Below are 13,718 nucleotides of genomic sequence, written 5' to 3' on the forward strand. Positions count from 1 at the left end.
TTGGGATGTTTATTAATCCATCCATGAAGGATCTGCTTCTTGCGGCAAGGTTCCTTAAAGGAAAGGTGAGGCACACACCAACGGAGCAATCTCTGCCACTATCGGAAATAGTCGGAGGCGAGGTTTACCTGAAATGGGAAAACCAGCAGCTTACGGGCTCCTTCAAGATGAGAGGTGCCTTGAACAAGATGTTCAGCTTGACCGAAGAGGAGAAGAAAAGAGGCGTTGTCACCGCTTCAAGTGGGAATCATGCCCAGGGTATAGCCATAGCAGCCTCCATGCTTAAAGTAAAGGCCACTATATGTGTTCCAGGGGTTTGTCCCGAGACAAAGAAAAAAGCCATAAAAAGGTACGGTGGCCAGTGGGTGGAGCTTGTGGTGGCAGGCCATTTCTATGACGACGCGGAAGCAAAGGCCCATAGTTTGGAGAAGGAAAAGGGGATGACTTACATTTCCTCTTTTGAGGATCCATACATAATTTGCGGAGCAGGCACTGCAGGGCTGGAAATGATGATGGATGAGCCTGAAATAGATACCATCATAGTCCCTGCAGGCGGCGGTGGCCTCATCTCCGGGGTAGCCTTGGCAGCCAAGACCCTTCGGCCTGATGTTGAAATCTGGGGAGTTCAGTCAGTTTCTTCTCAACCTTATGTAGCATCCTGGCCAATTGGAAGGGTTGTCGAGGTGGAATATAAGGATTCCCTGGCTGACGGCCTTACAGGTGGCATTCCCCAAAGCCTCCTGGACCTGTCTAGAATAAGAGTAAAAGGCTTCATAGCAGTGTCGGAAGAGGAAATAGCAAAAGCTATTGCATGGCTTTTTAGGGAACACCACCAGGTAGTCGAAGGCGCAGGAGCTGTAGGTGTAGCTGCCCTTCTTTCCGGCAAGATCTCTGGCTGGGGTCGGAAAACAGGCATAATAATATCAGGTGGCAACATCGACCACCTGACATTAGAGGAAATATTGAGAAAATACTAGTTTTATGTACTTAATCGTTGGGTACAGATTGTTTAAATATTTGTTCCAGGATTTGCTGTTTTAACTGATCCCCAACGCTCTCATCGGACCCATTGGTGGGAAGATTTATGTTGACCTTGGTTTGGTCATCTTCCACTGACGGGTCCGTATTATCTTCAGGTATTGGCTGGCTCTTAACAGGTTCGTAGACCTTTATCCCTGAAATTACGGGCTTTTCCCACGATCCGGAGACATGGAAGGTTACATCCCTGAAGTCCTGCTTCGATAGCCCTCCCACCAGGCCTCCTAAAAGCCCAGAAAGGAATTCCTGGGGGTTTTGAATATCTGAGCCCATTATCCCCTGTATTGCTCCCACGAGGGCATTAAGGGTTTGAATGTTTATGTTGCCGCTGCAGTTTAAGTCTATGCTCGAACCTGGCCCAATACTGCCATCAGCTGTAATGTATCGATATAAGGGGTCTTGGGGATAGGCTGTCATGCGGCTTCCAGGCATCAAGGTGATCGTGTTGCCAAGAATATTAAAATGGGTATTAACAGTGTTATAGCGTATGGATGACATCCCGTGAGCGGCAGCTACGGCTTTTACAGCTTTAAAACCCGCTATTTCTCCATTTTTCGCAGATAATCGCCCGTTTCCTTTTATAGGCATGGGCTTGGTGAAAGAGCCTTCCAGGTTCAGGTTGAGGTCTCCTTTGCCGGTGATTTTCCCCTTGAGTTTCAAGCTATCTCTCACAACGCCCTCTATATCGGTGTTGGACGTAGCGATCATGGCGGACCATTTACCGGTCATTAAGTTGAAAAGCCCATCGGCTGTTAAGCTTCCTCCGTAGAAGGTTCCTTTAGCCTTATAGGCTTTCAAAAACTTTCCAGAGAAGGAAAGTGGCGCATAGAAATCTCGTACGGCCAAATTGAAAATATTTATTTCATTGGAAGACATTTCCCCTTCCCCGGTCCACTCTCCACCGCTTCTAGACGCTTCCATGCTCACATTCACAAGCCCTTTGAGGTTCATGGAGCGAGCTTTTCTCAGCTCTTTGGTGAAAAGGGAGAGGTCCAGGTTTTCTCCATTTATGGACAACGATATGTCTTTTTCTTTCCCCTTCACTATGGGGAAAGAGCCTTTCACAGATATGGTACCCTCCCCTATCTGGGCACTGCTTTGTAGTATCTTCGCTACCCCATCACTTATGGAGATGCTGCCTTCTGCTTCGCCGAAAGAATAGGATCTAATCACCAGGTCATCGCAGGAGAAATCTGCCGTAACCTCTGGGGAAGAGATGGCCCCAGTTATGCGAAATGCTGCATTTAACGTGCCCGAAAGGGGGATATCAAAAACATTGCCCATTTCAGCTAGGTTGATCTTTTGCGCTGTGCCTTCAAACTCCAGTTGTGGTTTTCCCTTGGGTTCTTTGGGCATAACAACTCTTCCTGTGGCCCCTATTTGGCTGTCCCATAGCTTGAGTGAAACATCCTCGAATTTGATTTCTCCTGGGGAATATGTGGCTTTGCCCGTTATTTCACCTGTTTTAACCTTGTCCAGGCTGCCTCTTTGAGCTTTGAAGGATATATCTATCTTCGAAGGGGCTTTACTTATGGACGAAAGAGGAATTGAACCCCACAAGGTAGTATCCGAAAGAGTTATGTTATATGGTCCCTTTATCGCATCTGACGAGAAACTTAAAGTTAGGGTCGGATTATTTACGTTTCCTGTTAGTTTCCACGATGTAGAGACCTCCCCCTCAAGGCCAGCTAAAGTGGCAACATTAAGAGTTTTGAATATATGCGCTAAGGAAACTTTTTTTGCTGTTCCTCTGAAGTTTAACGAAGGTTTCCCAGTCCCAAGATCTAGAGCTTCCCCGGAACCTTTTATAGGCAGGCCAGCCCACTTAGCTGAGAGGCTCTTTATACTCAATACGCTATTGTTATATGTAAATTCAACGGAAGGTTTCTCTATTAATTGCCCCATAACCCTTATCTTGTTAGACCAGAGCTTGCCCTCTGAAGATACCTTTCCTGGCGTTCCTTTTATGCGCACAGTCCCTCCTGCCAGGCCTTCAAGCTTCATGCCGCCTATAGGAATAATCTTCCAAGCTTTGTTCAAGGCTATGGCTTTCCCCGAAAGGGTGAAGTCAAAGGAAGGCCTCTTCCCTGTCCGGATTATTCCTGAGCCTGCTACCGGAGAGTTGAGCCATTTGCCAGAAAGAGACACTAAGGAAGTATCGTTGCCTTTGAATTCCAGGTGGGCTGTAAGTTTTTCTATCGGTTGTTGCGCTATGGTCACAGATGCAGCTTCTAGCTTTACAGGTCCTAGGATTTTACCTCTTTTTATGGAAAACCCGAGATGCGCCTTTTTAATATCTCCTTTTACAAAACTCAGCCAGGAAAAGTTTTTTTGCCATAATCCGAGATCTGCATCCAGGACATTCAGGTCGAAATAAAGCTCAGGAGGTAGAGTGCTGAAGAGCATTCCTATCTTTCCAGATACCTTTGAGCTGTTGGCCAAACCAGAAATATTTTCAAACCACAGCTTCTTTCCTCTACTCCACCAATCGGACCTAAGCCCCTCTATAGGTATACCCCAAATTTTCCCCTTATCCATGCTAAGGCTCCCTCTGATGCCTATCTCTTGCCACGGTCCCTCAGCTTCAAAAGTGGCGGAAAATTTTCCACTGAAGCCCTTATCCTTGAGATCTGGCCATAAAGCTGAAAGAACGGAAAGGTCTACATCGGACAACCTTCCCTTACAGGTTACTTTCGGGAAGATAGCTCCAAAAACCTCAATTGAACTGCTGCCTATGGTAGTTTTAAATTTCTCGAAAGAGAATACACCCTTCTGATAGGACGCTTCACCATCAAGCTGAGCGACAACCCCTCTGTAGGCAACTTTTCCGCGGAATGTAAAAGCGTGTTCTCTGGAAGCCACCTTTAAAGAATCCAGAAAAAAGGAAGAGTCCTTTATGTGAACTGTACTCTTAGTAAAGGAAATGCTCCCTTCGGGTAAAGTCTCGGAAACAGCAGGAGTTTGTTTTCGAAGCAGAGACAAGAGATCATCTGCGAAAAAATCCCCGCCATTTACCGAGATGCTCCTTATTTTTGCCTCACCAAAGAGGAGTGGCAATGGGGCAAGCCTAACTACCAAACTTTGAGCCCTAGCCAAGGTGCCCCCTCCCCTATCCAGAGAGATACCCAGTACAGTATATCCACGAATAGGGTTGCCGGATATTTGTTTTAATGTTAAGTCCGCGCCCAAATGCTCTTTTGCCAGGCGCTGAGCGCTGGCTTTGGCGTAATCTACCGCCACGTTTTTCTGGGAAAGGAATAAAACCCCACCCCCAAATCCTATAAAGGCTATAGAAAGCGCTACAAAAAGGGTTTTCACATATTTTTTCATTTCCATCTATCTCCTCACAAAACTGGCCTAATAGCCAGGAATATTTTTGACTGTAGAGTCGAATCAAAAGGGAAGATTCACACTGCCATTATTGTTTCAGAAAAGAGACCAAAGAGTATCGGGGTAATTACCTAGTTAGAGCTAAGACCTCAGAATAATTATACTACCTAACGCACAGATAGGACATGCCGATGTTTCACGTGAAACATATAACACGAAAATGTTTCACGTGAAACATTACCTCATGTGTGTGGATAAGTGGAAACAAACGTGGAAAGGTTTGTGGATTTGTGGATATTTCAGTGGACAAGCTGTCAGGTAGATGTGAAAAGCTTATGGAAAAGTGTTGTTGTATCATAGCTCAACGTCCAAGATTTGGATTGGGTCTGCCAGTTTCATTTCTCCGCCAAAATAGCTTACTCTCAGCTTGCCTGCTGCTTTTATCTTGAGGCCTTTTTTGAATTTCAAGTGAGAGAACCTGGGAAGATCGTCTTTATATATCACAAGCCTCATGTGTCCCTTAAGGTCAATCAGGGATAGTCTTGTGGATGATTGCTTTATGTCCTGGATTGTAAGTTTTAGCGTTATGAATTTTCCGGATAGTGTGGGAAGTTGGCTCCATGCTTGCTCTGATGTGAAAACTCTCTGGAAGGCCCTACCCCAAAAGCCCCTTTTTCCCTTGCGGGCTAGTCGGAAGGCTTTTATTATGCGGTCTGTATATTTCACGTTGGGAGCCAGGGTGAAAGGCATTGCAAGGCCGTTTCTTGTTATTATTTCGTTTACCAAAAGGAACCTTTCCCCCTTTTTGAGCCATACCCAGGCAAGGGTCCTTCCGTATTTGTCGCGGGGTTGCACGTCCAGCTCAAGGAATACGCGTTTTTTAAGGACTAGCTCGGCGTTAAAGGCCGCTGCTATCTTGCCGAATTCCTCTTCGTGCCTTTGGGGGTGATGTAGCTCAGGAGTGTCTATTCCCAGATATCTTACTTTTCTGATGGTTCCGTCAGGGATAGTAACCCTTACTGTATCACCATCGTATACATTGGTAACAAAGGCTTCCTGCAGAGAAGCTTCCGCAGGAAGCCCTATGAGCAGGTGTGCTATCAGTAAAACTGCAAGAAAAAGCGCTGGTATGTCTCGCATTATTGATCTTTTTGGGGACAGAATTTTTTGTATCCTCCTTCTTCAAGGGCCTTTCTATGATAGGTTACTCCCTCGGGAACCAGAAGAACAGCCTCCAGGGTGTTATGGACTTCTCCGTGGAAAAGGTGTCCCCCTACGGTTTTGTGATCTTGGCCGGAAAGTGCCGCATGGGGGTGGATAAAAACTCCTCCATCCTCCATGATGTTTATCGTTCCGCTTATGCTTAAGAGCTCATGTGGGTCGTGATATTCCTTTTTCACGTATCCTTCTGGCCCTAGCCATCCTATGGTGAAATTCCTGAGCATGCCTATGGCAGATAGTATCACTGCGCCCTTTATGTTCTCTTTTTCCAGTATGTGCTTGAGTTCTGGCAATAGGTCTGTTCCGTCCTCCAGCCTTAGAGAAATTATGTTGCCTGACCTTACGATTGTGTTGCCCATTCGGTTCTTCCTCCTTTCTTTGCAGCAGTTTTTATATTGCTCAGAGGTGCAAAAGCTTCCTTGTGAGTGTTATTATATGAGTAAATTCTTCAAAAAGGGATATAAGGGGTGAAAATCATAGAAATTAAAGCAGAAATCTCCATGGATGACATCATGGAGGAAATCGAAAAAAACAAAAAAGCCCTTAAAGCTTATGCTGAAGTTTTATCAGCTATGAATTCTACTTCAAGACTCACAGGGGAAAGAGACCCTTCTAAATTATGGGAGGAGCATATACTGGATTGTGGCTTTTCCTTACCTCTTATTCCTGAGATAGGCAGTGTAGTGGACGTTGGAACAGGTGGGGGCTTGCCTGGGATACTTTGGGCTATATGTCGTCCCCACCTCAAGGTATATCTCCTTGACAGTGTGCGTAAAAAGTGTGGCGCAATAGGGGAAATAATAAGAAACTTGGGACTGGAGAATGCTTTCGTGGTATGCGACAGATCTGAGGCCTTTGCGGCGGAAAACCGCGAGAAGTTCTCTGCCGCGGCCACCCGTGCAGTGGGACACCTTGGCGTTTGTGCTGAATATATGTCTCCTCTAGTGATGAAGGGGGGGCGCCTTCTTTGTTTTAAGGGGCCTAAGGTAGCTGCTGAACTTGAAGAAATAGGCGAGACGTGGCATCATTTAGGCCTTTCAAAACCAGAGATATATTCTTATAGGCTCGGCGAAAAGAAATTGTTTTTAGTGGTGTGGAAAAAGGAGGAACATTGTCCTCCAACATTTCCTAGAAAACCTGGACGTGCGCAGAAACTGCACTGGTGGAGGTGTGTTCGTTGAAGGCTGTTGCTGTTGCTAATCAAAAAGGCGGGGTTGGGAAAACTACCTGCTGTGTAAACCTTGCCGCTGAGTTAGGTCGCAAAGGGAAGAAAGTGCTGGTTATAGATATTGACCCTCAGGGGAACAGCACGAGTGGTTTGGGAATAGATGGCAAGGCAGTGAAAAAGAATATTTATCACCTGGTGCTGGACAAGGCAAAACCTAAGGATGTAATAATTCCTACCCAGTGGGAAGGCGTATGGGCTTTACCTGCGACGCTGGATCTTGCAGCTGCTGAAGTGGAGCTCGCAGGGGTTATAAGCCGGGAGACCAGGTTGGCAAGACATCGTGGAGCCTTTAAGGATTTCGATATAGTTTTTATAGATTGCCCACCTTCCTTGGGGCTTCTGACGGTGAATGCCCTTGTGGCAGCAGATACTATCCTTGTGCCCCTTCAGTGTGAATATTATGCACTGGAGGGACTAAGCCAGCTTATGCGCACGGTAACTTTGGTGAGGCGCTATCTTAACGAAGGCTTGGACGTGGGAGGATTGGTTTTGACCATGTTTGACGCCAGAACTAACCTTGCAAAAGAGGTGGCAGACGAGGTTAAAAGACGGTTCAATGACATTATTTTCGAGACCATAATACCTAGGAATATTCGCCTTTCTGAGGCGCCGAGCTACGGAAAGCCTATAGGGTATTATGATCCTTCCAGCAGTGGAGCCAAGGCTTTCAGTAGTCTGGCGGAGGAGGTAATAGAGCGATGGCTCGGAAAAAGGCCTTAGGGCGAGGATTGGAAGCTATTTTTTCTGATAGTTCCCAGCTGGAAGAAAAAAAACAAGATAAGGCTTGCGACGGATTGGTGGATATTTCTGTAGATGAACTTCATCCAAGCCCTCTTCAGCCTAGGAAGTCCTTTGATAATGCTTCGCTGAAGTCCCTGGCGGCCTCCATAAAGGAGTGTGGGGTCATACAGCCTATTTTGGTGAGGCATTCAGATGGCAAGTACGAGATAGTAGCAGGCGAAAGGCGTTGGAGGGCTGCGAAAATTGCGGGGCTTAAGACGGTTCCTGTCAAGGTCGTAGCTGCAGATGACCTGTCCGTCATGGAGATATCTCTGGTAGAAAACCTTCAGAGGGAGGATCTTTCTCCTATAGAGGCTGCTTTGGGTGTTCAGGAGCTTATAAATAAGTTTTCCCTTACTCAGGAACAGGCGGCCAAAAAGCTTGGATGGAGCAGGGTAGCTGTCACTAACAAGTTGAGGCTTTTGAACCTGCCACAGCAGGTTTTGGAATACTTGGGAGGCGGTAAGATAACGGAAGGGCACGCAAGAGCCCTACTTTCCTTAAAAAAAGAAGAGGATTGCTTAAGGCTGGCTCGCCTTGCGGCTGAGAAAGGCCTTTCCGTAAGGGAACTTGAAGATGCTGTGAGAAGGACCTTGGCTTCAGGAACTTCCAGAAAGAAATCGATAAGGGTCATGGAGGTTCCGGAGTCGGCAAAGCGCTTTGCCGAGAGGTTCGGGATAAAGGTTAAGCTGAAAGGCAGACAGGACAAGCTTCAGGTTACCCTGGATGGGCTTAGCCCTCAAGTGGCTCTGAAGCTGTTTGACTTGCTTGAGGCAAAAGGAGAGGAGCTTTTCCCGGAAGAATAAAGGCGTTTATACGTCGTCTGTGAGGGTTATGTAATGGCTTATAAAAGGAGCCTCGAGGATTTTTTAGCTTTTGGCAAGGTTATTTCGGCAGCCCTGGTGCTTTGTGGTTTTTTGATTTTAGGGCTTTTCATAGGCAGGAAATTGCAGGCAGGTGGTTGGCCTGATTGGATTGTGCCTGCCTTTTCTGTTTTTGGGGCCCTAGTGGGTTCCTGGCAGGCGTGGATCTTTGTGAAACAGACATGGAAGAAAAAATAAAAAGCCATTCTGGATGGCTAAAAAGAGGTGGTTTTATGGAGCATCTTTTTGCACCCTGGAGGATGGCATACATCAAGAACGCCAAAAAGGAAGCAGGCTGCATATTTTGTCTATTCCCGGCGGAGAACGATGATAAAAAGAGGCTTATTCTAGCGCGAGGGAAAAAGGTTTTCGTCATCATGAATGCCTTTCCTTATAACCCTGGTCATCTTATGGTGGCACCCTATAGGCATGTAGGGGATTACGAAAAGCTGCAGGATGAGGAGCTTTTGGAGATGCATAAGATGGCAGCCAAATGCATAAGGGTCCTAAAGAATGTTATGTCCCCTCAGGGGTTCAATTTAGGTGTCAACATAGGGGAGATAGCAGGGGCAGGTTTTGCTGGCCACGTTCACCTTCATATAGTCCCCAGGTGGGCAGGGGATACTAACTTTATGCCCGTTACAGCCCAGGTTAGAGTGCTCCCTGAGGCCCTGGAAGAGACGTGGGTTAAGCTGAAAGAGGCCTGGGACAAAGCAGATGGAGAATAAGGACATATATTGGGAGCCAGCAAGAAGCGCCTCTGTGGAATTTAAAGAAAAGCGTTCCCTTTTCATTGGTCATGTGTGTGTCGCAAGAAATGAAGAGGAAGCCAGGGCTTTTGTGAGGGAGATAAGCAAAAAATATAGTGACGCTACTCATAACTGTTGGGCTTACAGGGTAGGATCGGAGAGGGTTGTAGAGTATTATTCGGACGCTGGAGAGCCTTCAGGCACAGCAGGAAAGCCCATTCTTGGTGCTATTCAACATGCAGGGGTTACCAATGCCATAGTCGTAGTCACAAGATATTTTGGAGGTATTAAATTGGGAGTGAGGGGCCTCATAGAGGCCTATGGAAAAGGTGCGGCTATGGCCTTAGAAGAGGCAGGCAAGGTAGCGAGAAGGGTAAGTTTGAATGCCAAAGTTGTGCTGGGATATGAGCACACGAGAAACTTTATCGCACAACTCAAAGATATGGATGTTCACGAAAACCTAATAGATGCCACCTATGAGGCAAATGTAACGCTGCGTTTCCCAGTGGCAAAAAGTTACGTAGCTCAGGCAGAGGAACTGTTCAAGGGTTATGAGGCTAGAGGACTGATAATCTCCTGGGCATGGGAGAGTTGAATTAAAATAAATCCAAGTCAAGAAGGTGATTATATTGCACGTTTATGATGAATTTCAACCATTTGTGACATCTTTGAGACATCCTCCCTGCAGGAGCCTTTTGAGAGACCTGTCCGACCAGGAGTTGGCGGCTATTGCTTCCTTTGAGTCTGTGCCTAACAATCAGGGGTCTGCGATTTATGTTACCAGGATAAGAAGCCGCAGTGCAGCCTTTACGGAGGTTATTTATTCTATAGATGAGGAATCCCTTTCCCTGTTGAAGCAGGTATGGGACTATCTTAGGTGGCAGCAGATGATAAGGGTGACTGCCCGAATAGGTGCCCACGACAAAAGCCCCATGATAGCCAACATGTACGTGACCAGGCGATATGCGAGAATAGCTCACATGTATGCTGCAAATTTCGCGACGGAGGCGGATCAGGACTCCGCAGATATAGTCACTGTTGTGGTTCCTGAATGGCATCAACGGAAGATACTGGTATTTCCTCAGTATAGGGTCACGTTTATTTTAGGGAGCGACTACTACGGAGAGGCAAAGATGGCCACTTTGAGAATGGCAATGCATATAGCGCGCGAAGAGCTTGGGGGCATTGGGTTGCATGCAGGAAGCAAAATAGTAAAAGTCAATACGCCTAGAGGTTTGGAGGAGAAGGGGGTATTAGTTTTTGGCCTTTCTGGGACGGGGAAGACTACCATAACCACCTCGGATCATGGCCTTACTCCTCCTGAAGGGGTAGAGGTGCTGCAGGATGACATAAACCTCCTTTTGCCTAGCGGGAAAGCTCTTGGAACCGAGCAGAATTTTTACGTAAAGACGGACAATGTGATGAAGCAACCCGAAATACTTGCTGCAGCGAGCCATTCTTCGGCCATTATAGAGAACTGCTGGGTGGATGATGATGGCAACGTGAATTTTAACAATCATACTCTTACGACTAACGGAAGGGCTGTCGTGGCAAGAGCTAAGATACCCAATACGTCGGACATTATTGACCTGGACAGGGTGGATGCAATTTTGTTCAACATGAGAAGGTACGACACCCCTCCCATTTGCAGGCTAATGTCTCCAGAGCAGGCAGCAGCTTTTTATATGCTTGGAGAGTCTACCATTACAAGTGCAGAAGATCCTTCCAGGGTAGGGCAGGCTAAGAGAGTGGTAGGCTTTGACCCCTTCATAATAGACAATCCCCACATTAACGGGAACAGGCTCTTAAGGATCTTGCGAGATAATCCCCATATAAAATGTTACATAGTCAACACTGGCAGAATTGGAGGGAGGGATGGGGCAAACATGACGCCTGAGGTTACCTTTAAGGCCATAATAGGAGCTCTATCCGAAAAAGTGAACTGGAAATACGACGACATTTTGGGGTGCGAAATCCCGGAGGCTTTGGATATTCCTAACGCAGAGCAATACAATCCTTATAACCACTACTCTAGGGAAGAATATGCTCAAATCATGGGAGCCCTGAGGAAGGAAAGAAGGGATTATCTAATGAGGTTCAAAGGGCTTGCCCAGGAGATAATAAGCGCTGTGTAGCTGGACCTACAGTTGATTTAGCATGAAAGCAGTTAAAGTAAGGAGGCGAGAAAGTTCCGCCTCCTTACTTTTTTGAGCTTGTAAAGGAGGAGAAAAAGAGTATAATGTCACTCAAATGGTCACCCATATTTTAAATAAGGTTGACAAGGAGGTTTTTGTCATGCGCTTTTCTGTCAAAACCATGGTTCTTGCTGCTATGTTTGCCGTTCTAACTGCTGTGGGGGCTTACATAAGGATACCTACGCCGGTAGTGCCTTTTACTCTTCAGACCATGTTTGTTCTGCTTGCTGGTGTGCTTCTGGGTGCCAGGGTAGGGGCTTTATCACAGGTGTTGTACGTTGTTATAGGGTTTTTAGGCCTTCCAGTTTTTGCGGGCGGAGTAGGGGGAGTGCAGGTAGTGTTTAGCCCTACGTTTGGTTTCCTCCTGGGCTTCATAGGGGGAGCCTTTATGTCAGGATTTGTGTTAGAGCGGCTTAAAGCCTTTACGTTTAAAAACGTCTTGCTAGCTTGTATTGCAGGAACAGCAGCTATTTACCTGTTTGGCCTTATGGGCCTTTACCTGAACTTGAATTTTGTTGCAGGAAAGACTGTCTCCCTTTGGAAGGTATTGAAAATAGGCTTTTTCCCATTTGTAATCACGGACTCCCTTAAGGCTTTGGGTGTAGCAGCCTTAGGAGCAAAAATTGCACCACGTCTTAAAAATCTGATGTGAAAAGGCAGAAGAGTAAGAAAAGATTGACTTATATTGACCAAATATCTTAATATCAATTGCTCTCCATGGTCGTAGTAGAATAGGCCTGAAGATACATTACAAAAATACATTACAGAAAAAAAGAAGTGGAGGGCCTTGCATGGAGCTTTTAGGGAAGCTAAAAGCTAGCAAAGGAAGGGAAGCGGAGACAGCACTTTGTCTCGTTTCCCTTTATGCTGTTTGGGGATCTCTTTTTTTGGCTAATAAGTTTTCGCTGGAGAGTTTTCCTCCTTACCAGTTGAACGCCGTGCGCTTTTTGTTTGGAGGAGCTATTTTATGTGTCCTACTGAAGGTTAGGGGCAAGAAAATGCCAACTTTGCGGGAGTGGGTTAATTCTCTGATTGCAGGGGTATTTTTGTTTGTGGGTGGTGCGGGATGGCTTACCGTGGGACAACAGTGGGTAGCTTCTGGGCTTGCGGCGACACTGATAGCCACAGTTCCCTTGTGGACAGTAGTGTTTGCAAGCATATGGGAGGGCAAGCCGAGCAGGTTGGAAGTTTTGGGTTTGTTTATAGGTGTAATCGGAGTCGCATTGCTCAACATGGAGAAGGGAATAAGGGGCAATCTCCTGGGAGTTGTTTATGTTTTGTCTGCGGCTGCTTCCTGGGGGTTCGGTTCGGCCCTCAGTAGGAAGATGGAGTGGCCTTCCGGGGAGATGGTAACGGCAGTTCAGATGATAATTGGGGGGGCAATGTTGGCTGCCATTTCCTTCTTCGTGGGCGAGAAAATGGAGCCCATCACGGTCAAGGCTGCTTGTGGAATATTTCATCTTGTTGTTCTTGGTTCGGTGGTAGGTTTTTCTTTGTACCGGCATCTTCTCAGAACAACAAGGCCAGCTATAGCTACTAGTTATGCTCTGGTTAACCCTATAGTGGCTACAGCCCTGGGAATAGCACTAGCAGGGGAAAAGTTTTCATTGGTAGGGCTTTTGGCCATGGCCGTTATCCTTTTGGGTGTGGCCCTTGTATTTAGGGCCAAGGCAAAAGAAGACTAACAGAAGATTGGTTCAAGTTAGGGAGTGAGGAGCATGCTAGAGCAGGCGGCAAAGAAAATAGCTTCTTTTTTAAAAGCAAAAGAGGTGGTGGTCTTCACTGGGGCGGGCATGAGTACGGCGTCAGGCCTGCCAGATTTTAGAGGCAAAGATGGCTTGTGGAAGGATAGGGATCCAGCCCTTTTGGCCTCCATTGGGGCCTTTGAGAACAACTACCAGGAGTTTTGCGAGTTTTATCGCTGGAGAATAAAGGCATTGCTGGAAGCCAGGCCAAATGAGGGGCATTTTAGCCTGGCTGAATGGGAGAAAAAAGGATATTTAAAGGGCATTATTACCCAAAATGTGGATGGCTTTCATCAGGAGGCAGGAAGCAAGAACGTTTGGGAGCTCCACGGAACACTGAGGAAGGTGCGCTGCGCAAAGTGCAGGAAAAGGTATGAAAGTAGTTTATTTTTAGAAAGGGCGGATTGCCCGGAGTGTGGAGGGAAGCTAAGGCCAGATGTGGTTCTCTTCGGTGAGAGCTTGCCCAATCTAGCCCTCGAAAAGGCCGAGGAACTGTCTCTTTCGTGTGGGTGTTTTTTGGTATTGGGTTCCTCGTTGAGGGTGTCTCCGGCCAATTGGTTCCCTTCCCT

14 protein-coding genes are annotated in these 13,718 nt (G+C 46.7%); 11 read left to right on the forward strand and 3 right to left on the reverse strand.

Features of this window, described 5'->3' with window-relative positions:
* The first annotated feature begins 5 nt into the window (after nucleotides 1-5).
* Complete coding sequence (locus tag H0Z23_RS06065) at nucleotides 6-977, forward strand: threonine/serine dehydratase (protein WP_296868246.1); 972 nt, start codon at nucleotides 6-8, stop codon at nucleotides 975-977.
* A gap of 10 nt (nucleotides 978-987) precedes the next feature.
* On the opposite strand, the gene H0Z23_RS06070 is transcribed toward H0Z23_RS06065, so the two are convergent.
* The 3 genes from H0Z23_RS06070 to H0Z23_RS06080 all read right to left on the reverse strand — a co-directional run bounded on the left by H0Z23_RS06070 (nucleotide 988) and on the right by H0Z23_RS06080 (nucleotide 5,948).
* On the reverse strand, nucleotides 988-4,368 hold the full coding sequence (locus H0Z23_RS06070) for an AsmA-like C-terminal domain-containing protein (protein ID WP_296868247.1): 3,381 nt from the start codon (nucleotides 4,366-4,368) through the stop codon (nucleotides 988-990).
* Between the two features lie 354 nt (nucleotides 4,369-4,722).
* Entirely contained in the window at nucleotides 4,723-5,508 is a 786-nt protein-coding gene (locus H0Z23_RS06075; RefSeq protein WP_296868248.1) for a thermonuclease family protein, read from the reverse strand.
* Nucleotides 5,508-5,948, reverse strand: a complete 441-nt coding sequence (locus H0Z23_RS06080; protein ID WP_296868249.1) for a PPC domain-containing DNA-binding protein — start codon at nucleotides 5,946-5,948, stop codon at nucleotides 5,508-5,510. Before H0Z23_RS06080 ends, H0Z23_RS06075 begins: the two co-directional genes overlap by 1 nt.
* Before the next feature lie 108 nt (nucleotides 5,949-6,056).
* Here H0Z23_RS06080 and rsmG point away from each other — a divergent pair, with 108 nt between their 5' ends.
* The 10 genes from rsmG to H0Z23_RS06130 form a co-directional block, all read left to right on the forward strand.
* Nucleotides 6,057-6,770: a 16S rRNA (guanine(527)-N(7))-methyltransferase RsmG gene (gene rsmG / locus H0Z23_RS06085; protein WP_296868250.1), complete on the forward strand. Its 714-nt coding sequence runs from the start codon at nucleotides 6,057-6,059 to the stop codon at nucleotides 6,768-6,770.
* The gene (locus H0Z23_RS06090) at nucleotides 6,767-7,537 is read left to right on the forward strand and encodes an AAA family ATPase (protein ID WP_296868251.1); all 771 of its coding nucleotides are present in this window, start codon (nucleotides 6,767-6,769) and stop codon (nucleotides 7,535-7,537) included. Before rsmG ends, H0Z23_RS06090 begins: the two co-directional genes overlap by 4 nt.
* On the forward strand, nucleotides 7,516-8,403 hold the full coding sequence (locus tag H0Z23_RS06095; protein ID WP_296868252.1) for a ParB/RepB/Spo0J family partition protein: 888 nt from the start codon (nucleotides 7,516-7,518) through the stop codon (nucleotides 8,401-8,403). The genes H0Z23_RS06090 and H0Z23_RS06095 overlap by 22 nt, the downstream gene beginning before the upstream one ends.
* Before the next feature lie 33 nt (nucleotides 8,404-8,436).
* Complete coding sequence (locus H0Z23_RS06100) at nucleotides 8,437-8,658, forward strand: hypothetical protein (RefSeq protein ID WP_296868253.1); 222 nt, start codon at nucleotides 8,437-8,439, stop codon at nucleotides 8,656-8,658.
* A gap of 35 nt (nucleotides 8,659-8,693) precedes the next feature.
* Nucleotides 8,694-9,188, forward strand: coding sequence for an HIT domain-containing protein (locus H0Z23_RS06105; protein ID WP_296868254.1), 495 nt, complete (start codon nucleotides 8,694-8,696; stop codon nucleotides 9,186-9,188).
* Nucleotides 9,178-9,804, forward strand: coding sequence for a YigZ family protein (locus H0Z23_RS06110; protein ID WP_296868256.1), 627 nt, complete (start codon nucleotides 9,178-9,180; stop codon nucleotides 9,802-9,804). Before H0Z23_RS06105 ends, H0Z23_RS06110 begins: the two co-directional genes overlap by 11 nt.
* Before the next feature lie 25 nt (nucleotides 9,805-9,829).
* Nucleotides 9,830-11,344 carry a phosphoenolpyruvate carboxykinase gene (locus H0Z23_RS06115; RefSeq protein ID WP_296868257.1) on the forward strand — a complete coding sequence of 505 codons (1,515 nt, stop codon included), beginning with the start codon at nucleotides 9,830-9,832 and terminating at the stop codon, nucleotides 11,342-11,344.
* A gap of 115 nt (nucleotides 11,345-11,459) precedes the next feature.
* A complete protein-coding gene (locus H0Z23_RS06120) occupies nucleotides 11,460-12,056 on the forward strand; it encodes a biotin transporter BioY (RefSeq protein WP_296868259.1) in 597 nt (198 codons plus the stop codon).
* 139 nt (nucleotides 12,057-12,195) lie between these two features.
* Nucleotides 12,196-13,089, forward strand: a complete 894-nt coding sequence (gene yedA, locus H0Z23_RS06125) for a drug/metabolite exporter YedA (RefSeq protein WP_296868260.1) — start codon at nucleotides 12,196-12,198, stop codon at nucleotides 13,087-13,089.
* A 33-nt stretch (nucleotides 13,090-13,122) separates the two neighbouring features.
* Nucleotides 13,123-13,718: NAD-dependent deacylase (locus H0Z23_RS06130; RefSeq protein WP_296868262.1), on the forward strand; the 596-nt coding region annotated here is incomplete at its 3' end.

This window comes from Thermovirga sp., assembly GCF_017656375.1.
Taxonomy (GTDB): Bacteria; Synergistota; Synergistia; order Synergistales; family Thermovirgaceae; genus Thermovirga.